At 62.7% G+C, this 21,213-nt stretch carries 21 protein-coding genes and 1 pseudogene; 19 read left to right on the forward strand and 3 right to left on the reverse strand.

What is annotated here, in order from left to right; genetic code table 11:
* Nucleotides 1-13: 13 nt before the first annotated feature.
* The 17 genes and pseudogenes from AC15MQ_RS09135 (at nucleotide 14) to AC15MQ_RS09215 (ending at nucleotide 17,133) form a co-directional block, all read left to right on the forward strand.
* The gene (locus tag AC15MQ_RS09135) at nucleotides 14-142 is read left to right on the forward strand and encodes an entericidin A/B family lipoprotein (RefSeq protein ID WP_287653774.1); all 129 of its coding nucleotides are present in this window, start codon (nucleotides 14-16) and stop codon (nucleotides 140-142) included.
* 22 nt (nucleotides 143-164) lie between these two features.
* Complete coding sequence (gene leuD, locus AC15MQ_RS09140) at nucleotides 165-803, forward strand: 3-isopropylmalate dehydratase small subunit (protein ID WP_350497340.1); 639 nt, start codon at nucleotides 165-167, stop codon at nucleotides 801-803.
* 10 nt (nucleotides 804-813) lie between these two features.
* The gene (gene leuB / locus AC15MQ_RS09145) at nucleotides 814-1,878 is read left to right on the forward strand and encodes a 3-isopropylmalate dehydrogenase (protein ID WP_483079940.1); all 1,065 of its coding nucleotides are present in this window, start codon (nucleotides 814-816) and stop codon (nucleotides 1,876-1,878) included.
* A 26-nt stretch (nucleotides 1,879-1,904) separates the two neighbouring features.
* Nucleotides 1,905-3,035 carry an aspartate-semialdehyde dehydrogenase gene (gene asd, locus AC15MQ_RS09150; protein ID WP_287666916.1) on the forward strand — a complete coding sequence of 377 codons (1,131 nt, stop codon included), beginning with the start codon at nucleotides 1,905-1,907 and terminating at the stop codon, nucleotides 3,033-3,035.
* Nucleotides 3,036-3,199: 164 nt separating this feature from the next.
* Nucleotides 3,200-3,589 (forward strand): annotated as a pseudogene (locus AC15MQ_RS09155) (type IV pilus assembly protein FimV); the annotation flags it as partial.
* A 165-nt stretch (nucleotides 3,590-3,754) separates the two neighbouring features.
* Nucleotides 3,755-6,259 carry a motility hub landmark protein FimV gene (locus tag AC15MQ_RS09160; protein WP_483080633.1) on the forward strand — a complete coding sequence of 835 codons (2,505 nt, stop codon included), beginning with the start codon at nucleotides 3,755-3,757 and terminating at the stop codon, nucleotides 6,257-6,259.
* A gap of 96 nt (nucleotides 6,260-6,355) precedes the next feature.
* Nucleotides 6,356-6,952 carry an energy-coupling factor transporter transmembrane component T family protein gene (locus AC15MQ_RS09165; protein WP_287653768.1) on the forward strand — a complete coding sequence of 199 codons (597 nt, stop codon included), beginning with the start codon at nucleotides 6,356-6,358 and terminating at the stop codon, nucleotides 6,950-6,952.
* 3 nt (nucleotides 6,953-6,955) lie between these two features.
* Nucleotides 6,956-7,771 carry a tRNA pseudouridine(38-40) synthase TruA gene (truA, locus tag AC15MQ_RS09170; protein ID WP_287653767.1) on the forward strand — a complete coding sequence of 272 codons (816 nt, stop codon included), beginning with the start codon at nucleotides 6,956-6,958 and terminating at the stop codon, nucleotides 7,769-7,771.
* Nucleotides 7,771-8,421 (forward strand): phosphoribosylanthranilate isomerase, encoded by a 651-nt coding sequence (locus AC15MQ_RS09175; RefSeq protein ID WP_434735534.1) that lies wholly within the window; start codon nucleotides 7,771-7,773, stop codon nucleotides 8,419-8,421. Before truA ends, AC15MQ_RS09175 begins: the two co-directional genes overlap by 1 nt.
* A 148-nt stretch (nucleotides 8,422-8,569) precedes the next feature.
* On the forward strand, nucleotides 8,570-9,775 hold the full coding sequence (gene trpB, locus AC15MQ_RS09180) for a tryptophan synthase subunit beta (protein WP_483079941.1): 1,206 nt from the start codon (nucleotides 8,570-8,572) through the stop codon (nucleotides 9,773-9,775).
* Nucleotides 9,776-9,777: 2 nt separating this feature from the next.
* Nucleotides 9,778-10,611 carry a tryptophan synthase subunit alpha gene (trpA, locus tag AC15MQ_RS09185; protein ID WP_483079942.1) on the forward strand — a complete coding sequence of 278 codons (834 nt, stop codon included), beginning with the start codon at nucleotides 9,778-9,780 and terminating at the stop codon, nucleotides 10,609-10,611.
* Nucleotides 10,599-11,471: an acetyl-CoA carboxylase, carboxyltransferase subunit beta gene (gene accD, locus AC15MQ_RS09190; RefSeq protein WP_287653764.1), complete on the forward strand. Its 873-nt coding sequence runs from the start codon at nucleotides 10,599-10,601 to the stop codon at nucleotides 11,469-11,471. Before trpA ends, accD begins: the two co-directional genes overlap by 13 nt.
* Nucleotides 11,472-11,481: 10 nt before the next feature.
* Complete coding sequence (gene folC / locus AC15MQ_RS09195) at nucleotides 11,482-12,804, forward strand: bifunctional tetrahydrofolate synthase/dihydrofolate synthase (protein WP_287666905.1); 1,323 nt, start codon at nucleotides 11,482-11,484, stop codon at nucleotides 12,802-12,804.
* A 273-nt stretch (nucleotides 12,805-13,077) separates the two neighbouring features.
* The gene (locus AC15MQ_RS09200) at nucleotides 13,078-13,923 is read left to right on the forward strand and encodes an SPOR domain-containing protein (protein WP_483079943.1); all 846 of its coding nucleotides are present in this window, start codon (nucleotides 13,078-13,080) and stop codon (nucleotides 13,921-13,923) included.
* Nucleotides 13,923-14,411, forward strand: a complete 489-nt coding sequence (locus tag AC15MQ_RS09205) for a CvpA family protein (protein WP_287653761.1) — start codon at nucleotides 13,923-13,925, stop codon at nucleotides 14,409-14,411. Before AC15MQ_RS09200 ends, AC15MQ_RS09205 begins: the two co-directional genes overlap by 1 nt.
* Before the next feature lie 8 nt (nucleotides 14,412-14,419).
* Nucleotides 14,420-15,946 carry an amidophosphoribosyltransferase gene (gene purF, locus AC15MQ_RS09210; RefSeq protein WP_287653760.1) on the forward strand — a complete coding sequence of 509 codons (1,527 nt, stop codon included), beginning with the start codon at nucleotides 14,420-14,422 and terminating at the stop codon, nucleotides 15,944-15,946.
* A complete protein-coding gene (locus AC15MQ_RS09215) occupies nucleotides 15,946-17,133 on the forward strand; it encodes an O-succinylhomoserine sulfhydrylase (RefSeq protein WP_483079944.1) in 1,188 nt (395 codons plus the stop codon). Before purF ends, AC15MQ_RS09215 begins: the two co-directional genes overlap by 1 nt.
* Here AC15MQ_RS09215 and AC15MQ_RS09220 read toward each other — a convergent pair.
* From AC15MQ_RS09220 to ypfJ, 3 genes are all read right to left on the reverse strand, one after another.
* The gene (locus AC15MQ_RS09220) at nucleotides 17,130-17,429 is read right to left on the reverse strand and encodes a hypothetical protein (RefSeq protein WP_287653759.1); all 300 of its coding nucleotides are present in this window, start codon (nucleotides 17,427-17,429) and stop codon (nucleotides 17,130-17,132) included. The genes AC15MQ_RS09215 and AC15MQ_RS09220 overlap by 4 nt on opposite strands.
* Before the next feature lie 191 nt (nucleotides 17,430-17,620).
* Nucleotides 17,621-18,472, reverse strand: coding sequence for a peptidoglycan DD-metalloendopeptidase family protein (locus tag AC15MQ_RS09225; protein ID WP_483079945.1), 852 nt, complete (start codon nucleotides 18,470-18,472; stop codon nucleotides 17,621-17,623).
* 13 nt (nucleotides 18,473-18,485) lie between these two features.
* A complete protein-coding gene (gene ypfJ, locus AC15MQ_RS09230; protein WP_483079946.1) occupies nucleotides 18,486-19,346 on the reverse strand; it encodes a KPN_02809 family neutral zinc metallopeptidase in 861 nt (286 codons plus the stop codon).
* A 132-nt stretch (nucleotides 19,347-19,478) separates the two neighbouring features.
* On the opposite strand from ypfJ, the gene AC15MQ_RS09235 reads away from it, so the two are divergent.
* Together AC15MQ_RS09235 and AC15MQ_RS09240 are read left to right on the forward strand one after the other, a co-directional pair.
* The gene (locus AC15MQ_RS09235) at nucleotides 19,479-20,522 is read left to right on the forward strand and encodes an inorganic phosphate transporter (protein WP_483079947.1); all 1,044 of its coding nucleotides are present in this window, start codon (nucleotides 19,479-19,481) and stop codon (nucleotides 20,520-20,522) included.
* Nucleotides 20,523-20,537: 15 nt separating this feature from the next.
* Nucleotides 20,538-21,188 carry a DUF47 domain-containing protein gene (locus AC15MQ_RS09240; protein WP_287653755.1) on the forward strand — a complete coding sequence of 217 codons (651 nt, stop codon included), beginning with the start codon at nucleotides 20,538-20,540 and terminating at the stop codon, nucleotides 21,186-21,188.
* The last annotated feature ends 25 nt before the right edge of the window (nucleotides 21,189-21,213 follow it).

Raw genomic sequence — 21,213 nt, forward strand, 5'->3', positions numbered from 1 at the left:
GGCAGGAGAGGACATGAAGCAAGCGACGTGGATGCTGATGCTGGTTCTGGCGGCGCTGTCGCTGCCGGCGTGCAATACCATGCACGGCCTGGGCAAGGATATCCAGAAGGGTGGCCAGGCCATCGAGAGGGCGGCCAGCTGAAGCGGCCCTGACAAGGAGGAGTATGGACAAGTTCGTTCGCCTTGAGGGACTCGTGGCGCCGCTCGACCGGGCCAACGTGGATACCGACGCGATCATTCCCAAGCAGTTTCTGAAGTCGATCAAGCGTTCGGGCTTTGGCCCCAACCTGTTCGACGAATGGCGCTATCTCGATGTCGGCGAACCCGGACAGGACAACTCGCGGCGGCCACTCAATCCGGACTTCGTGCTCAACCAGCCGCGCTATCAGGGCGCGCAGATTCTCCTGGCGCGCAAGAACTTCGGCTGCGGCAGTTCGCGCGAACACGCCCCCTGGGCCTTGCTCGACTTCGGTTTTCGCGCGGTGCTCGCCGAGAGTTTTGCCGACATCTTCTTCAACAACTGCTTCAAGAACGGTGTCCTGCCGATCGTCCTGCCGGCTGCCGAGATCGATGCGCTGTTTGCGCTGGTCGGGGCGACGCCGGGTTATCGGCTGCTGATCGATCTCGAGCGGCAGCAGGTCATTCGCCCCGATGGCCGGGCCTTGCCGTTTGCTGTCGATGCTTTCCGAAAGGAATGCCTGCTCAACGGTTGGGACGATATCGGTCTGACCCTGCGTCATGCTGAACTGATCAAGGCCTTTGAAGACCGGCGGCGCATCGAGCAGCCCTGGTTGTTTGCCTGAGGGAGCGAAAATGAAGATCTGCATTCTTCCCGGCGACGGTATCGGCCCGGAAATCATGGCCGAAGCGGTGCGCGTGCTGCAGGCGCTCGACCTGCGCTGTGAGCTGGAAGAAGCGCTGCTTGGCGGCTGCGCGGTCGATGCCACCGGTGAGCCTTACCCGGAGGCCACGCAGCGCCTCGCCAAGGCCGCCGACGCGGTCCTGCTCGGTGCTGTCGGGGGCCCGCAGTGGGACAACCTGCCACGCGCGCAGCGTCCCGAGCGTGGTCTGCTCGGCATTCGCCAGCAACTTGGCCTGTTTGCCAATCTGCGCCCGGCGATCCTTTATTCCGAACTGGCCAATGCTTCGACGCTCAAACCGGAAGTGGTGGCCGGGCTCGACATCCTGATCGTCCGCGAACTGACCGGGGATATCTATTTCGGCCAGCCGCGCGGTATTGAAATGCGCACGGTCGATGGTCACCAGGAGCGCTTCGGCTTCAACACCATGCACTACAGCGAAAGCGAGATTCGCCGTATTGTGCGCGTTGCTTTCGCAGCGGCCCGCAAGCGCAACCGGAAGCTGTGCTCGGTCGACAAGATGAATGTGCTCGAGACGACCCAGCTGTGGCGCGACGTGGCCAACGAAACGGCCGCCGAATATCCGGATGTCGAACTCAGCCACATGTTGGTCGACAATGCAGCGATGCAACTGGTGCGCAATCCGAAGCAGTTCGACGTGCTGGTCACCGGCAACCTGTTCGGAGACATCCTGTCTGACGAAGCGGCGATGCTCACCGGATCGATCGGCATGTTGCCGTCGGCCTCGCTGGATGCCGACAACAAGGGTCTGTACGAGCCTTGTCACGGTTCCGCTCCGGACATTGCTGGTCATGGGCTGGCCAATCCGCTGGCCACGATCCTTTCAGTGGCGATGATGTTGCGCTACACGTTTGCGCAGGAGGATGCCGCCTTGCGCATCGAGAGCGCCGTCAGGAAAGTGCTGGCACTGGGCTATCGGACGGCCGACATCTACGAGCATGGGACGCAGAAGCTGGGTACGCGGGCTATGGGTGACGCAGTGCTGGCGGCACTTTGAATCGGGTTAAGGAAAAAGGTAAGAACATGATGAAGCTTGGTCTGGTAGGTTGGCGGGGCATGGTGGGCTCGGTGCTGATGCAGCGGATGGTCGAAGAGGGTGATTTCGAGCACGTCGAGCCGCTCTATTTTTCGACCTCGGCAGTCGGCGGCAAGGCGCCGCTGCTGGCTGGCAAGGAGGCCGCGCCGCTGCAGGACGCGATGTCGATCGAGGCCCTGAGCCGGATGGATATCGTCATCACCTGTCAGGGCGGCGACTATACCAAGGAGGTCTTCCCCCGCCTGCGTGCCGCCGGCTGGCGAGGACACTGGATCGACGCCGCTTCGACCCTGCGCATGCACGACGACGCCGTGATCATCCTCGACCCGGTGAACCTTGAGGTCATCAGGGATGCGCTGGCCAGAGGCGGCCGCAACTGGATCGGCGGCAACTGCACGGTTTCGCTGATGCTGATGGGGCTTGGCGGCCTGTTCCGGCACGACCTGGTCGAATGGATCAGTGCCATGACCTATCAGGCCGCTTCGGGAGCCGGGGCGCAGAACATGCGTGAACTGCTGCAGCAGATGGGGGTGCTGCACGACGCGGTGAAGGCTGAACTGGCCGAACCGGCTTCGGCGATCCTCGAGATCGATCGCAAGGTTGCCGAAAGCATGCGTTCAGCGGCCTTTCCGACCACCAATTTCCGCAACACGGCGCTGGCCGGAAGCGTCATTCCCTGGATCGATGCCGAGGTCGAGGGCGGTCAGTCCAAGGAGGAGTGGAAGGGCGGTGCCGAGTGCAACAAGATTCTCGGTCTGCCCGCGTTTCGCACTCCCGGGAGCATCCCGGTCGATGGCCTGTGCGTTCGTGTCGGCGCGATGCGCTGCCATTCGCAGGGCCTGACCATCAAGCTCAGGCGGGACGTTCCTCTGGCCGACCTTGAGGACATTATCGCGCAGGCCAACCCCTGGGTGAAAGTAGTGCCGAATCGACGCGAGGCCAGCGAGCGCGAACTGACGCCGGCGGCCGTCACCGGCACTCTCTCGGTCCCGGTGGGCCGTTTGCACAAGCTGGCGATGGGGTCGGAGTACCTTGGTGCGTTCACTGTCGGTGACCAGCTCCTGTGGGGGGCGGCCGAACCGCTACGCCGGATGCTTCGGATTCTGATCGATAACTGATTGATGGAGAAAAACCGGGCTTGCGCGTCCGGTTTCCGGGGTGCAGCCGGCTGCCGCTACCGCCGCATGTTTAGCTTGCATGGCTAACTTCATGATGTTATTTTAATAATCCCGATTTCGACGCTCAAGGTGGCGCCGTGGCCAAGAAAACAAATCTCACAGCAAGCAATCTCAGACTGCGGACCTCGGTATTGGCGGTGGCGTCGGCACTGACGCTCACGGCTTTGCCTGTGGCTACCGAGGCTGCCGGGCTCGGCAAGGTGAACGTCTTTTCGGCGCTGGGACAGCCCTTGCGCGCGGAACTGGAAGTCTTTGCGACCCGCGAAGAGCTTGCCGGGATGAAAGCCCAGCTTGCTTCGCAGGACGCCTTCAAACAAGCGGGTGTGGACTTCGCGCCGTCCTTGTCGGGGATCACGCTGGCCGTCGATAAGCGCCCGAATGGTCAGGCGATCATCAGGTTGACCTCGACCAAGCCGATCAACGATCCGTTCGTCGATCTACTGCTTGAACTCAACTGGCCAACCGGCCGCTTGATTCGTGAATACACTTTCCTGCTTGATCCACCCGAGTTCACCAGCAAGGCGACAGCGGCTTCGGCGCCGGCCATCGCCCGGCCAGTGGCCGTAGCGCGACAGACCGTCGACACGCGCCCGCTGGAGGACAAGCCGGCCAGGCCCGCGCCCTACCGTGGCCGGACCAGCGAATCGGTGCAGAAACCCATGGATGGGGGGAGTACCTACGAGGTCAGGCGCGGCGAAACACTGGGCAAGATTGCCAGCGAACTGCGGCCTGATGGGGTGTCTCTCGACCAGATGCTGCTGGCCCTGTTTCGGGCGAATCAGGACGCTTTCGACCACGGCAACATCAATCGCCTGAAAGCGGGCAAGATTCTTTCGGTTCCGGACAAAGCGGCTCTCGAGTCGATTCCGCGGGAAGAAGCGAAGACGGTGATTGCCGCCCAGTCATCGGACTGGGGAGCCTACCGTCGGAAGCTCGCCGGTGTGGCTGGCGATTTGCCGAGCCGGGAGGAGGTGCCACGGCAGCAGGCTGCCGGCAGGATCACCACCAGGGTGGAAGACCGGGCAGGCCCGTCCAGCGAACCCAAGGATCAACTCAAGGTATCGAAAACCGACCTTGCCGGCGTCAAACCTTTGCCCGCATCGAGGCGAACCGACGAGGACCTGATCGCCAAGGAAAAGGCGCTCAAGGATGCCAATGAGCGTCTGGCGAGCCTTGAGCGGAACGTGGCCGAACTGCAGCGACTGGTTGAACTCAAGAGCCAGACGCTGGCCGACCTGGAGAGACAGGCCGCTGGCAAGACCACGCCTCCCGTCGAAGCCAGGAAAATGCCGGAAGAGCCACGACCGGCAAACCTTGCCGCCGCCCCTTTGCCGGCGCCGACGGCCAGTGCCGTGCCTGCCCCGGTCAAGGCAGAACCTCCTCCCGCTGCTGCCGCAGGGGTGACCGTCGCCAAGCCTGCCGACCAGCAGCTGACCGATGGCAAGCCGGCGGAAGCGCTGGTTAAGCCCGAGGAAGTCAAGCCTGAAGTCAAGGTCGAGGTGGCGCCGCCTGCGCCACCACCACCACCGCAGCCGGCCGAACTGCCAAAGCCCAAGCCGGTGGTGGTCACGCCGCCGGAAGAGCCGGGTTTCATCGAAGACGTGCTGGGAAGTACGGCCTTCCTGGCCGGTGGCGGAGCCATCGCGGCCCTGCTCGCTGCCTACTGGCTGGCCAAGCGTCGTCGTCCGAGCAACGCCGAGGTGCCGTTGGGTGCGACCAGTACCCTTTCGCCCCTCAGCGAGGCCATGGTCGCCAAGTCGGTCTTCAACAGCGCCGGCGGCCAGAGTGTGGATACCTCCGACTCGATGGTCCAGACCGACTTCAGCCAGGCGGGTCCGGGCAGCATTGACACCGATGAGGTCGATCCCGTTGCCGAAGCCGATGTCTATATGGCGTACGGCCGCGATGCGCAGGCAGAAGAGATCCTTCTTGAGGCCAAGCAGAAGGATCCACGGCGTTACGCCATTCATCTGAAGTTGCTAGAGATTTACCTCAATCGACAGGATCTCAAGCCGTTCTCCAAACTGGCCACGGAACTTCACGATGCCACCGGCGGAGTCGGCGCCGAATGGGAGAAGGCGGTGGCCATGGGCCTCCAGCTTGACCCGAGCAATCCACTCTACGGTGCCGCCGCACAGACCCAGCCAGCACCTCGCGATGCCGCGCTGGCGGGCACCGCCGCGGCAGCGTTCGCCTTGCAGGATACGCTCGTCAAGCCTCCCGCCAAGCCGCCGGAGGTCCCGGTACTGGTGGATGTACCGCCGGTGCAGACCGCGGTGGCCTGGAGCCCGGCTGAAGAAGCCAAGCTGCAACCCTCCGATCTTGCCGATCTGGACTTCGATCTCGGCAGCAGCGAACCGGCGCCGCGACCGCCAGCCCAGGTTGACGACGGCTACCTGGAAACGACGCTCTCGTTTCCGAACACCGTCGAAGGTGATGCCCTGGACTTTGATCTGGCTGATACCACGTCGATACCGGCGGTAGTGGAAGCGCCTGGCCCGCAACTGGTGGAAGACGCCACCTCACTCGCAGTCACCATGCTGGTTGGGGCCGACTCCTTGCCGAGTGCTCCGGAGCCCGGAGTAGGACTCGATTTCGAGTTCGACCTTGGACAGGAGGTGCCTGGCGAGTCGAACTGGGGGGTAACGACGCTTACGCGCGCCGAAACCGATGAGGAGGTACTCGACATCGGTTCGCCGAATGCGGAGGCTCTGGATGAGGCGCTGGAGTTTGATGTCCGGTTGACCGAGTCGACGGTCCTCGGCGAGGCGATGCAGCATCCAGCCTTTGACATGTCGTCGATCAGCCTGGATCTGGCTGAGCCTGATGTCGAGGATCGTGCGGAGGCGTCAACTCCGAATATTTCCCCGGAGTTTTCCTTCGAGGCCGACCAGGAGGACACCCTGGTCAACCCGAACTTTTCGGTGCAACAGTCGCAAACCGAGCCGAGCTCGGTGTTCGACTTCGCCACGGCTGCCGACGCCGGGACGGAGTCCCTGATCAGTGCCGGCGAAGAGGTGGCCACCAAGATGGACCTGGCGAGGGCGTATCAGGAAATGGGCGACATCGAAGGCGCTCGCGAACTCTTGCAGGAGGTCGCCAACGAGGGGGACACGGCGCAACGAGAAGCTGCGCGAGCCCTCCTTGCCGGATTGCGCGACTGATCCGCGCGCTTGGGATCGATCACCGAACCGGCCGCGTGCTTCCGTGCCTGCGGTCCGTTCCAGTGCAGATCCCGGGCGCTCACCGAAAACGCCACCTTGCACCCGACCACCTGCCTAGTCGCCTGGCTCCTGAGTTTGGTGGCCGTACAGGGCCTGCAGGGCAGCCTGTTGGCGGTGGCCTTTCTGGTACCGCCGCTGTTCGGTCGTCTGGCTTTGCAACGTGCCATCCGGCTTGCCTGGGGAGCGCGTTGGCTGTTCCTGTCCCTGTTCGTCATTCTTGCCTGGGGTCGAGCTGGCGAGCCCGTCTGGGGCGGTGCCATGGCGCCCAGTGCCGAGGGTTTGAGCGAGGCCTTGACGCAAGTCGGGCGCTTGTTGCTGGTATTGATGGCGGTAGCGGTGCTACGCCAGCGGCTGTCCGTGCCGGAGTTCCTGACTGCCGCGCATCGTCTGCTGTGGCCGCTGCGGCGCTGCGGCGTCGATACCGATCGCGGGATTGTTCGGGTACTGCTGGTCCTGCAGTACCTTGAGACGACACCGCGGCCGCGCGACTGGCGGCGGCTGCTCGACGTGCCCGAAGTCAGCAGCAGCGAGGTGTTCGAGTTGCGCGATCGCCACTTTCCTGGACGCGATTATTTGATCATCGGTTTGCTGCTGGTCAGCGTCGTGCTGCTCTACGGCCATGCACAGGCGTGAGCGATGAGACTTGCCCTGGCGGTAGAGTATGACGGCAGCAGCTTTCGTGGCTGGCAGCAACAACCGGGCGGTGGTACCGTCCAGGATGCGTTGCAGGACGCCTTGCGGCAGTTCGCCGGAGTGCCGGTAACGGTGGTCTGCGCCGGCCGAACCGATGCCGGCGTGCATGCGTTGGGGCAGGTAGTGCATCTCGATACCCAGTTGGAGCGCTCGATGTTTGCCTGGGTGCGCGGCGCCAACACTTTCCTGCCGGCAGCAGTGGCCGTGCGCTGGGCACAGATCGTGGCGGATGACTTCCACGCACGTGCGTCGGCGTACTCGCGGCACTATCGCTATCTGTTGATCAACCGTGCGCACCGGACAGGGGCCTGGCACGGCAAGGCCGGTTGGTACCATCATCCTCTGGATGTTGCGGCGATGCAGGCGGCGGCGGACCTGTTGCTCGGTGAGCGCGATTTTTCCGCCTTTCGCGCCGCCGAGTGTCAGGCCATATCGCCGGTGAAGATCATGCGCCGAGCCGAGGTCCGCCGTTTTGACGATCTCGTCGTCTTTGATTTCGAGGCCTCGGCCTTCCTTCACCACATGGTGCGTAATCTCGTCGGCAGCCTTGTTGCCGTCGGTCAAGGGAAGCATTCCCCGGAATGGATCGCCGAGTTGCTGGCCTGTGGTGATCGACGCCTGGCGGCACCGACCTTTGCGGCTGCCGGACTGTACCTCGCCGCGGTGCGCTATCAGCCGCACTGGGGGTTACCCCACACCGCTGCAACTTTGTTCTTACCCGGCGCTTTCGATTACTGCGGAACAGGCCGGGCTGGGTGATGGCGCCACGCATCAAGATCTGTGGATTGACTCGCGTCGAGGATGTGCAGCAAGCCGTGCACGCCGGGGCGGATGCCATTGGCCTGGTATTCTACCCACCGAGTCCGCGTTACGTCGATCTGCCGACGGCGGTTCGGTTGGCGCGTGCCGTGCCGCCCTTTGTCAGCATTGTCGGTCTCTTCGTCAATGCCGATCCGCTCACCGTGCGGGCGACTCTCGCTGCGGTGCCGATTCACCTGCTGCAACTGCATGGTGATGAAGACGAGGCCTATTGCCGGCAGTTCGACCGACCTTACATCAAGGCCGCGCGCGTCAGGCCGGGAATGGATTTGCTACAATACGCGGCTGCCTTTCCTGGTGCGCAGGCGATCCTTCTCGATGCCTTCGTTGACGGCTACGGTGGCGGCGGCAGGGTATTCGACTGGTCACTGGTGCCCCCTGCGCTGGGCAGGCCGTTGATTCTGTCCGGTGGACTGGATGCGGAGAACGTGGCTGCGGCGGTGTGCCGGTTGCGGCCCGAGGCAGTGGATGTCTCGTCAGGGGTTGAGGCGAGCAAAGGCATCAAGGATGTCGGGAAGATGCGTGCCTTTGTGGCGGCAGTGCGTGCGGCTGGGTCGATGAGCGGCGACGGCCGCGAGATGAAGTCTTGACGGAATGGCAGATGCGCAGGAAGACTGGTGGGCGGACACGGACGTGCTGGCGCCGCTACGTGGCTAAACATACCTGAAGCGACGACTGAGGGTTTTCCCCGGACGCTGTTCCAGCGTCCTGTCGCAACACGTCGCAAGGAGATTGTTTATGGCCATGCATGCCCATGACTTACCCGATGCCAGCGGCCATTTTGGCCCCTACGGTGGCATCTTCGTGGCGGAAACGCTGATTACTGCGCTCGCCGAGCTCAACGAAGCATACGCCGTCGCGCGGCACGACCCGCAGTTCGTCGCCGAATTCGAGTACGAACTCAAACACTATGTCGGTCGGCCCAGTCCGGTCTATCACGCCAGGCGCTGGTCTGAGCTCCTCGGCGGTGCGCAGATTTACCTGAAGCGTGAAGACCTGAACCATACCGGCGCGCACAAGATCAACAATTGCATCGGCCAGGCGCTGCTGGCGCGACGGATGGGCAAGCCGCGCGTCATCGCCGAAACCGGTGCCGGCCAGCACGGCGTCGCCACGGCCACCGTTGCCGCACGCTATGGCATGACTTGCGTGGTCTACATGGGCGCCGAAGACATCCGGCGGCAGGCGGCCAATGTTTACCGCATGAAGCTGCTCGGAGCCAGCGTGGTGCCGGTCAACAGCGGTTCCAGGACGCTCAAGGATGCCTTGAACGAAGCCATGCGCGACTGGGTGACGAACGTCTCCGACACCTTCTACATCATCGGCACCGTCGCTGGTCCACATCCTTACCCGATGATGGTGCGCGATTTTCAATCGGTCATCGGCCGCGAGTCGATTGCCCAGATGCACGAACACTGCGCTCGTCAGCCCGACGCGGTGATTGCCTGCGTGGGTGGCGGTTCCAATGCGATGGGGATTTTTCATCCCTACCTGCCGTTCGAGGGTGTGCGTCTGATCGGTGTCGAGGCGGCTGGTGAAGGCCTCACCACCGGACGTCACGCCGCTTCATTGACGGCTGGTCGTCCGGGTGTGCTGCACGGCAACAGGACCTACCTGTTGCAGGACGAAAATGGTCAGATTATCGAGACGCACTCGATCTCGGCCGGGCTCGATTATCCGGGTGTCGGCCCGGAGCATGCGTGGCTCAAGGACAGTGGTCGGGCCGAGTATGTCAGTGTCAGCGATGTCGAGGCGCTGCAGGCTTTTCACGACCTGTGCCGGCTCGAAGGCATCATCCCGGCACTGGAGTCTAGCCATGCCCTGGCCTACGCCGGTAAGCTGGCGCCGACCCTGGGCAAGGACAGGATTCTGCTGGTCAACCTCTCCGGTCGGGGTGACAAGGATATGCATACCGTGGCCGAAAAATCGGGCATCAAATTCTGACCATGAAAAGAATCCAGGCTGTATTCGCGCGTCTGCAGGCGCAGGGGCGCAAGGCGCTGATCCCGTTCATCACCGCCGGTGACCCCGATCCGGCGTTGACCGTGCCCTTGCTGCAGACCCTGGTCCGCGCCGGTGCCGACATCATCGAACTGGGCGTTCCGTTCTCCGATCCGATGGCCGACGGCCCCACCATTCAACGCGCCTCCGAGCGCGCGTTGGCGAAAGGTGTCAGTCTCCGTCAGGTGCTCGGGCTGGTGCGCGACTTCCGAGCTGCAGACCAGGAGACACCGATTGTACTCATGGGTTACGCCAACCCGATCGAAGCGATGGGCGTCGAGGCCTTTGCGGCTGCCGCCGGCGCTGCCGGTGCCGATGGCGTTCTGGTGGTCGATTATCCCCCCGAGGAAGGGATCGATTTTGCGCATACGCTGCGGCTCCATGGACTCGCTCCGATCTTCCTGTTGGCGCCGACGTCCAGCGCGGCGCGAATTGCGCAGGTCGGAGCGCTTGCCGGCGGCTACATCTATTATGTTTCGCTGAAAGGGGTTACCGGATCGGCAGCGCTCGACGTCGCCGCGGTTGCCGCCCGTATCCCGGATATCCGGGCACGTACCGGCGTGCCGGTCGGTGTCGGCTTCGGCATCCGCGATGCGGCGACTGCCGCAGCGGTGGCGAAAATAGCCGATGCGGTGGTCGTCGGCAGCCGGATCATCGAGGAAATTGAGCAATCGGTACCGGCGCAGGCGTGTGCGAACGTGCTCGCCCTGGTGGCGGAGATTCGTCGCGGAATGGACGCGGCAACGAGTACGTCAGGAGGAACGACATGGGCTGGCTGAACAAACTGCTGCCGCCGAAAATCAAGCGCAATGACAACGGTATTGCGCGCCGGTCATCACTGCCCGAAGGCCTGTGGAGCAAGTGCGTGGCGTGCGAGGCGGTGCTCTACGCGACCGACCTGGCGAGCAACTGCAACGTCTGCCCCAAGTGCGGTCACCACAAGCGTCTGGACGCGCGCGCCCGGATCGAACTGCTGCTCGATGCCGAGGGGCGCAGCGAGATTGCCTCCGAGGTGCTGCCGGTCGACTCCTTGTCGTTCAAGGACAGCCGCCGCTATCCTGAGCGCCTGCAGGACGCTACCGCGGCGACCGGCGAGACCGAAGCGCTGGTGGCGATGCGTGGCGCGATCAAGACCCTGCCGGTGGTTCTCGCCGTCTTCGAGTTCGACTTCATGGGTGGGTCGATGGGCTCGGTGCTGGGTGAGCGATTCGTGCGTGCCGTGCAGGCGGCGGTCGACGATGCCGTGCCTTTCATCTGCGTGACTGCCTCTGGCGGTGCGCGCATGCAGGAAGGACTGTTTTCGCTGATGCAGATGGCCAAGACGACGGCGATTCTGACTCGCCTTTCGCAAGCCCGGCTGCCTTTCATTTCGATCCTCAGCGATCCGACAATGGGGGGTGTATCGGCGTCGTTCGCCTTCATCGGCGACGTGGTGATTGCCGAACCGGGGGCGCTGATCGGTTTTGCGGGTCCGAGGGTCATCGAACAGACGGTTCGCGAGACTTTACCGGAGGGTTTCCAGCGCTCGGAATTCCTGCTGGAGAAGGGCGCCATCGACATGATCGTCGATCGGCGCGAAATGAAGGAACGGGTTGCAGCCGTGCTGGCCATGCTGCAGAAGCGGCCGGCACTGCAGTGAGGCGCGGGCGTTGAGCGGCACCGAGGGCGAGTCTGCGTCGCTCTCGCCGGCTGCGTCCCTGTCGGGCTGGCTGGCCCACCTCGAAAGCCTGCATCCGCGCGGGCAGGGAGGGATCGAACTGGGGCTGGAACGTGTCCTTCGCGTCAAGGACGAGTTGCGCCAGCACCCGGAATGTCCGGTGATCACCGTCGGCGGCACCAACGGCAAAGGGTCGACCTGTGCCTACCTAGAAGCCATCTACAGCCTTGCCGGTTTTCGGGTCGGCTGTTATACCTCGCCGCATCTGCTCGATTACAACGAGCGTGTGCGCATCGACCGGCGGCCGATAAGCGACGATGCGCTGTGCGAAGCTTTTGGCAAGGTCGAGGCAGCGAGGCAGGCGGCCGGACAGGTGCCGCTGACCTATTTCGAGTTCGGTACACTTGCAGCCATGGAGGCTTTCCGCAGCCAGGCCCTGGAGGTGCTGATTCTCGAAGTGGGGCTGGGGGGACGCCTGGATGCGGTCAATGCCTACGCGTCCGATTGCGCCGTGGTGACCGGCATTGCGCTCGACCACACGGACTGGCTGGGAGCGACCCGCATGTCGATCGGTTTCGAGAAGGCCGGGATTTTCCGCGCAGGCAAACCGGCCGTGTGTGCCGACCCCGACCCGCCCCAATCACTCCTTGCACAGGCCGCGGCCATCGGTGCCGACCTGCACTTGCTGGGCCGTGATTTCGGATATTTCGGCGATCGTCTGCAATGGACCTTCTGGGGGCGTGCAGGACTGCGACGCGGCGGCTTGGCAAACCCAGGACTGCGGGGTGCGTGCCAGTTGCGCAATGCCGCCGCTGCGCTTGCCGTCATCGATGTGCTTCGGCAGCGACTGCCGGTTTCGATGCAGGCGACCCGACTCGGGCTGATCGATCCGCACTTGCCGGGGCGATTTCAGGTCCTGCCGGGGCAACCGGCAATCGTCCTCGACGTGGCGCACAACCCGCAGGCGGTGACTGGGTTGGCCGAGAACCTGGCCGACATGGGTTTCTTCGCCAGGACCATCGCCGTCGTCGGCATGCTCGCCGACAAGGATATCGCCGGTTCGCTGGCGCCGCTGGCCGGCAAGGTTGCCCTGTGGCTGCTCGCCGACCTCGACGTGCCGCGTGGCGCTTCGTCTTCGCTGCTGGCAGCCGCCATCAAAGCCGCAGATCTTGGCGGTGAGGTCGAATGTCTTGCTTCACCGGTTCGAGCATTCGAGCGTTCTGCCGAACTGGCTGGGGAAAATGATAGAATTGTCGTCTTTGGATCGTTCTACACGGTCGCGGCCGTCATGCGCAGCATGCAAAGTGGTCGTTAGACACCAGCGAGACGAGTGGACTCCACGCTACCGATGACTGAAACATCAGATCCGCAACTGCAACTGAAAAAACGGGCTCGTCGCCGCCTCGTCGGCGCAGTCGCGTTTGCCGGACTGGCCGCCGTAGTTCTGCCGATGGTGATGGACGAGGAGCCCAAACAGCAGGTGCAGGATGTCCAGATTCGCATTCCCGGACAGGACCAGGTGCCGTTCAAGCCCAAGGAACTCGCTGCCAAGGCGACATCTGCGACGTCGGAGGCGGCGGTGAAAAGCGTGCCGGATGGCGAGCAGCAGAACGGTGCAGCCGGTGGCGACGCCCCGCCGAAGGTCGCCGCGCCGGCAGCCAAGGTGGCCGCTGTCGCTGTACCCAAGGCAGGTGACAAGCCTGCAGAAAAGAAGGTCGCCAAGCCGGCGGAGAATCCGCCTGAAAAGGCCGCCGAGAAGAAGGTTGTCAAGCCGGCGGAAAAAGTGCCCGAGAAAACGGCCGAAAAGAAGTCCACCAAGCTGCCTGAGGCACAGCCCGAGAAGGCTGTGGAAAAGAAGACGGCAAAACCGCCGGAAGCGCTGCCCGAGAAGGCTGCGGAAAAGAAGGCGACCAAGCTACCGGAGGCGTTGCCGGAGAAGGTGGTCAAGAAAGAGGTCGGCAAGCCCGTGGACAGGGTGCCGGAGAAACCGCTCGACAAGAAGGTTGAAAAACCGGCTGAAAAGGCCGTCGAGAAGGCTGCAGAGAAGGCTGCAGAGAAGGCACCGGTGAAGAAAGTCGACAAGCCCGCTGAGAAGTCGTCCGAGGCATCCTCTGAAGATGCGGGCAAGCCAGCCGCGGAGGAGGCGCCGCATTCCGCAGCACCTCCCACCAGCAAGTCGTCGGAAGCACCGCAGGCGAAATCCGGTGGACAGCAGGTGATCGTGATCGGAGCCTTCACTAATCCCGAAAACGTCAAACAATTGCAGGGCAAGATCAGCAGTGCGGGTGTCAATACCTATACCGAGGTTCTCGATTCACCGGATGGCAAGAAGACCCGCGTGCGTGCCGGACCCTTCCCGAATCGCGAGGCCGCCGACAAGGCGCTCGAAAAATTGAAGAGGATTGGCGTTAGCGGAGTCGTCGCCGGCAGGTAATGACAGTCTTTGATTACTTCGTGGTAATGATCGTCACGGCTTCGCTTCTGCTGGGCATGTGGCGAGGCGTGGTTGGCGAGATCATCGCACTGGTCGCCTGGGTGCTGGCCTTCTTTGCGGCGAGATGGTGGGGGGCACACGCCGCGCAGTGGTTCACGGCGATTGCCGACCCGACACTGCGCGTGGTCGCGGGCTGGGTGGCCGTGTTCGTGTCGGTGCTGATCGCCATGGCGCTGCTTCGCCTGGCGGTGCGTGGCCTGCTCAAGGTGCTGGGAATGACCCTCAGCGATCGCTTGCTGGGAACTGTTTTCGGCGTGGCCCGCGGCCTGGTGCTCGTGCTGGTTCTCGTGGCGCTGGGAGGCATGACGGCGCTGCCAAAGGAAAAGTGGTGGAGTGAGGCTTATTTCTCCGCCCCTCTTGAAACAGCCGTGCTCGCCAGCAAGCCCTGGCTGCCTTCCGACGTGGCTAAACGAATCAGGTTTGGGTGACAAAGACTATGTGCGGAATTCTCGGAGTTGTTGCCACCACGCCGGTTAACCAGTTGCTTTACGACGGGCTGATGGTCCTGCAACATCGTGGTCAGGACGCCGCCGGCATCGTCACCGTCGAGGACGATGCCTTTCACATGCACAAGGGCTCCGGTCTGGTGCGCGACGTGTTCCGTACGCGCAATATGCGAGCCTTGCCGGGCAACATGGGGATTGCCCATTGTCGCTACCCGACCGCCGGCTCGGCCTTTGATTCGGCACTATCGCAGCCCTTCTACGTCAACTCGCCGTTCGGGATCGTGCTCGGACACAACGGCAACCTGACCAACGCCGAGCAACTCAAGGAGGAGATGTTTCGTCAGGATCTGCGACACATCAACACCAACTCCGATTCGGAAGTGCTGCTGAACACTCTGGCGCATGAATTGCAGGCCACGGCCCGGGGCTGTCGGCTCGACCTCGATACCATCTTTGCTGCGGTGGCTGCGGTGCATCGCCGTTGCCGGGGAGCCTATGCGGTAGTGGCAATGATCGCCGGACACGGCCTGCTGGCCTTTCGCGATCCCTTTGGCATTCGACCGCTGGTTTTCGGTACCAACGAGACGGCGCAGGGCACGGAGTATCTTTTTGCCTCCGAGTCCGTGGCCCTCGATACCCTGGGTTTTCAGGTGCTTCGCGATGTCGATCCGGGTGAAGCGATCTTCATCGATCTCGAACATCGCATGCATCAACGGCAATGTGCGAGCAACGCCGTGCTGTCGCCCTGCATCTTCGAATTCGTATATCTGGCTCGTCCCGACTCGGTGATCGACGGGGTGTCGGTTTATGAAGCACGCCTGTCGATGGGAGAACGTCTGGCGGACAAGCTGGTGAAGCACATTGCCGTCGAGCAGATCGACGTGGTGATCCCGATTCCCGATTCGAGCCGCCCATCGGCGATGCAGCTTGCACAACGAATCGGGGTTCCGTATCGCGAAGGTTTCGTCAAGAACCGCTACATCGGCCGCACGTTCATCATGCCCGGTCAGGCCACGCGCGCGCGTTCGGTGCGTCAGAAGCTGAACACCGTGGCGCAGGAATTCAAGGGCAAGCGCGTCCTGCTGGTTGATGATTCGATCGTACGCGGCACGACAAGTCGCGAGATCGTCGAAATGGCACGCGCGGCCGGCGCGCTCAAGGTCTACTTTGCCTCGGCCTCACCGCCCGTGCGCTACCCCAATGTTTATGGCATAGACATGCCGACACGCAGCGAACTGATTGCCACCGGTCGCACCGGCGAGGAAATCGGTTGTGAAATTGGCGCCGATGCCCTCGTCTATCAGGATCTCGAAGCACTCAAGGCGTCGATTCGCGACCTCAAACCGTCTCTCTGCCATTTCGATACCTCATGCTTCGATGGTTCGTACGTCACCGGCGATGTCAGTGCCGAGTATCTGACGGCCATCGAACAGGCACGCGAAGGCCATCACGCAATCACCAAGGAAGAGCGCCGGGCGTCCAAGCAGTTGCAGTTGAACCTGATGTCGGAAGGCTGATGAGCATGCGGCATAGCCAGGATTATTCGCTCGAGACGCTGGCGGTGCGTGCCGGTCAGGAGCGCAGCCAGTTCAACGAACACAGCGAAGCGCTCTACCTGACCTCAAGTTTCGTCTTCACGAGCGCGGCGCAGGCCGCCGCACGTTTTTCCGGGGAGGACGAGGGCAATGTGTACTCGCGCTTCACCAATCCGACAGTTACCGCCTTTCAGGATCGTCTGGCCGCGCTTGAAGGTGCCGAGGCGTGTGTGGCCACCGCCTCCGGAATGTCGGCCATTCTGTCGCTGGTGATGGCACTGTGCAGCAGCGGTGACCATATCGTGGCTTCGACAGGTTTGTTCGGCGCCACCCAGCAGCTGTTGGGCACCCTGATGCCGCGCTTCGGGATCCAGACCAGCTTCGTTTCCCAGACCGATGCCGCGGCATGGGGAGCGGCGACGCGAACACAAACCAAGCTGTTCTTTCTGGAAACGCCCTCCAATCCGCTGACCGAAATCGCCGATATCGCCGCCCTGGTGGCGATCGCGCACGCGCAGGGTATTCTGGTCGTTGTCGATAACTGCTTCTGCACGCCGATTCTGCAGCGACCGCTCGATCTTGGCGCCGATCTGGTCGTGCACTCGGCGACCAAGTTCCTCGACGGGCAAGGGCGGGTCCTGGGAGGTGCCGTCGCCGGGCCGAAAAGACTGACCGATGAAGTGTTCAAGTTCCTGCGTACGGCCGGTCCAACGCTCTCCGCTTTCAACGCCTGGGTGTTGTTGAAAGGGCTGGAAACGTTGCAGATCCGTCTGCAGGCACAGTCGGCACGGGCACTGCAGTTGGCGCAGTGGCTGGAAAGCCACCCGCGCGTGGCGCGTGTGCATTACCCTGGGCTGCCTTCACACCCGCAGTTCGAACTCGCGCGGCGACAGCAAAGCAGTGGCGGGGCGATCGTATCATTCGTCGTCAAGGGAGCGCGTACCGAAGCCTGGAAGGTTGTCGATAGCTGTCGACTGCTATCGATCACGGCCAACCTCGGGGACACCAAGACGACCTTGACGCATCCGGCGTCGACCACGCACGGTCGCATCACGCCGGAGCAGCGCGCCGCCGCAGGCATCACCGAGAATCTGTTGCGTGTCGCGGTTGGCCTCGAAGCCGTGGTGGATCTGCAGAACGACCTCGAAACCGGTTTGTCGTCGATCTAGCGGTCGTTGACAGCCGGTTCCCGGCGCCTGGGTCGGGCGAGGTCCTCGCGCTCGTTCGCGGCCTTCCTGAGCGCCGCCTTGGCAATCTCCGGCATCATCGCGTAGGTCATCATGCTTGAGCCAATGCAGACCAGCCAGAAGAGAAAAAATCCCGTCGAGTAGGTGGCCGTCGCCGACCACTCCACCAGTTCTCCAAAGAGGTACAGCTGCGCCGGATCGATCATCGTGAAGAAAATTGTCTCCGCGATACCCGCCGCGATGAACGCAGGCCAGAGGACCCAAATAACGTGTTTCATATGTTCTCCATGGTTCTTTTGTAGGTAACTTCGCCCGCTGCGGGTACGCCATGTCGGCCTTTATGTTGGCAATGTGGCATAGAGAGCGCTGCGGTTCAAGCAAAAATTCAGGATCGTCACCATTGCCGGCTGGTGTTCTCCTTGCCGGGCGGGCACGGTGGATGGTCTTTGCCCGGCGCGGGCCGGGCACATCAGCGTGACTTGCCAGGGACCGCGACAAACAGTTCCGGATCAACCATGGCGCCGTTGAGCACCACGCTCCAGTGCAGGTGCGGACCGGTGGCGCGGCCGCTCATCCCCGAGAGGCCGATGCGTTGCCCCTTGCTGACCGATTCTCCGGGTTGCACGTCGATGCGCTCCAGATGGCAGTACAGGCTGATCAGGCCGTTGCCGTGATCGACAAAAACGCTGTTGCCGTTGAAGAAATAGTCATCGGCGGCGAGCACGATACCCTGCGCATTGGCCCTGACAGGCGTACCACGTTCGGCAGCGATATCGAACCCGGCGTGTGGTGCGCGCGCCTCTCCATTGAAGAAGCGGCGGACACCAAAGCGCCCGGTGAGCCGTCCGGTCGTCGGCAAAATGAACCCGGTGTCGGTGTCCTCGGCTTCGCGCCAATGCCGCTTCAAGCGCTGAATGTTTGCGATCTCGCCTTCGACGCGCTCCAGGTCGCTGGTCGAAAGCTGCACCTTGCTGTTGTCCTTGAGCGTGATCCGCTGTTCCGGATAGTCCTTGGGTTTGACGCTGAAACGGACGGTGCGTGTCACACCGGCTTCGTCCACCCGCAGTTCGTGGGCGCCGGGAAGCGTGTCCAGCGCCAGCCCAACCACAGCGACCCACTGCCCTCCCTCGGCAGCGACCAGGACCTGCTGTTCACCGAGCCAGACGCGCGGCGGCCTGGCCGATACCGGACCAAGGGACACCAGGGCCACGCCGCCGGGAACGCTGGCCGCTCTCGGCAAGCCGGCGCCAGCGAGCGAGGGCAGCGCCAGAGCGAGTACGAGTTGTGCGCAAAAGAGAACGAATATACGGGGGATCTGCACGGTGGTCTCCCGACTACAGCGACGCGCTGCTGAAAGTGTCGCATTGGCGGATGTCGCCGCTGTCCATGCCTCGATTGAACCAGCGCACGCGCTGTGCGGAAGTGCCGTGAGTGAACGACTCGGGAACGATCTGGCCCTGCGTCTGGCGCTGCAAGCGATCGTCCCCGATTGCCGACGCCGCGGTGAGTGCCTGTTCGGTTTCGCCGGGCTCGAGGATCTTCTGCATGCTGTCGGCGCGATGACCCCAGACGCCAGCGAAGCAGTCGGCCTGCAGTTCAAGCCGTACCGACAGCGCATTGGCTCCAGCACGGTTGCCGCTACGTTGTTGCGCCGCGTGCACCTTGTCGGAAATGCCGAGCAGGTTCTGCACGTGATGACCGACTTCGTGGGCGATGACGTAAGCCTGCGCGAATTCGCCGGGAGCGTGGAAGCGTTCCCGGAGGTCGCGGTAGAATGCCAGGTCGATATAGACCTTCTGATCCGATGGACAATAAAAGGGGCCCATCGCCGAGCGTCCCGTGCCGCATGCCGTTGGGGTGGCGCCGGTGAATATTACCAGCTTCGGTTCCTGGTAGCGGCGCCCCGCCGCGTCGAAAATGCTGCGCCAGGTGGCCTCGGTACTGCCGAGTACCTTGGCGACGAAACGCGCCATCTCGTCGTTGGCCGGTGGCTTTTGCGCGGGTTGCGGCGTGACAGGGGAGTGGTTGCCGCTCGACGCCAGGCCGAGGATCACCGCCGGGTCGACGCCGAAAAAATAACCGGCGGCAAGCGCAACCAGCAGTGTGCCGATGCCGATGCTACCGCGCCCGATGCCGCCATCTCCCCCCCTCCGGTCTTCAATATTCAGGCTTTCGCCCTGCTCCTCCAGACGCATGATTTGTCCTCCAGACCAGCTTTCGATGCTGACGATGTTAACAGAACGTGGACAACTTTAAAATTTTGTGCATAATCGGCACACTTTTTACAAGAAAGGGGCCTTCCGGGTCCTTTTACAGGAAGGGGGCGTATGGAAAATTTGTACTGGATGGCCGTGGCCACGGTGGTGATCGTGTTGTTTTTCGACTACACCAACGGCTTTCATGATGCGGCGAACATCGTCGCCACGATCATCGCTTCGCGGGCTATGACCCCGGCGCAGGCGGTGGTCGTCGTTGGCGTGTTCGAGTTTCTCGGACCCTTGTTGGGGGGGACGGCGGTGGCCAACACCATCGGCAAGTTCGTCGACCTGTCGACTGTGGATGCCAGCCTCGCGGTACTGATCCTGTTCTGCGGGTTGCTCGGCGCCATCGTCTGGAATTTGGCGACCTGGTGGTTTGGCATTCCCTCGTCTTCGTCACACGCGCTGGTCGGTGGCCTGGCGGGCGCGGTGGTCGCGGCCGTCGGATCCGAGTACGTGATCTGGGGTTGGACGCCGCTGATGCACGACGGCAAACTCCTCGGCGTGATGAAGGTGTTGGTTTCGCTGCTCCTCTCGCCTTTGCTCGGTTTCTGGTGCGGTTTCCTGGTTTTCCGCATCGCGCGAAAACTGATGGCCGGTTCGAAGCCGAGTGCCAATAACACCCTAAGGAAGCTGCAGTTCGTCAGTGCGGCCACCCTCGCCTTTTCGCACGGCGCCAACGACGCCCAGAAGAGCATGGGTATGCTGACGCTGGTGCTCTTGCTCGGTGGTTTCATTCCGAAATTCGAGGTGCCGTTCTGGGTCGTCCTGGCCTGTGCCACGGCGATCACGCTGGGAATCCTGTCCGGCGGTTGGCGGATCGTGCGCACACTTGGCTTTGCCATCTATCGCGTACGCCCGCTGCACGCCTTGTCTTCGCAGCTGACTTCCGGGCTGCTGATTCTCTCTGCCTCGGTCGTCGGCGCACCGGTATCGACCACGCACGTGGTCGCCACTTCGATCATGGGCATCGGTTATTCCGAACACCCACGTGCCGTACGCTGGAAGAAGGCCGTTGACATCGCCAAGACCTGGGTGATCACCATCCCCGCTTCGGCACTCACTGCCATTGTTTGCTACGCCCTGGCCAGAATCATTCTTGGCCAACACTAACTGAGGAGATGAACCATGGACGACAATCAAGCCGAAGACAAACCAATTTTTCGCCGTCTGTATGAGCGGGTCTTCCCGACCGTCGCGGACTTTTTCGGGATGCTCGCCGAGCAGAGCGCGAACGCCGCGGAGACCACCCGTCTGCTCGTGGAATTCATGGAAACCGGCGACGTGACGGTCAGCCAGAAGGTCCGCGACGACGAGCACGAAGCCGACCGGATCAAGGCCGCCAACCTCAGCGTGTTGAGCGACGCCTTCTCGACACCGGTCGACCGCGAAGACCTCTTCCGCGCGATCACCACGCTCGACGACATCGTGAACTACTGCAAGTCCACCGTCGTCGAGATGGACATGCTGGGTCTGCAGCCAGACAAGCACAGCCTGCAGATCGCGCTGCATATTCGCGAAGGCACGGACGCGCTGGCGAAGGGATTCGCGCGCCTGGCGACTGACCCGGCGGGCGCTGGTCTTGATGCCAATGCCGCACGGAAGGCCGAACGCACCGTCGAAAAGTCGTATCGACGGGCGATTACGGAACTTTTCCAGGGTGACGACTACCTGAACATGTTCAAGCGCCGTGAAACCTATCGCCACTTGTCCAACGCTGCTGACCGCGTTGCCGATGCGGCACGGGCGCTAGACAACATCGTTGTCAAGCTGTGCTGAAAGCCACTCGGTCTATCGGGGTTGT

The organism is Candidatus Accumulibacter propinquus (assembly GCF_056856495.1).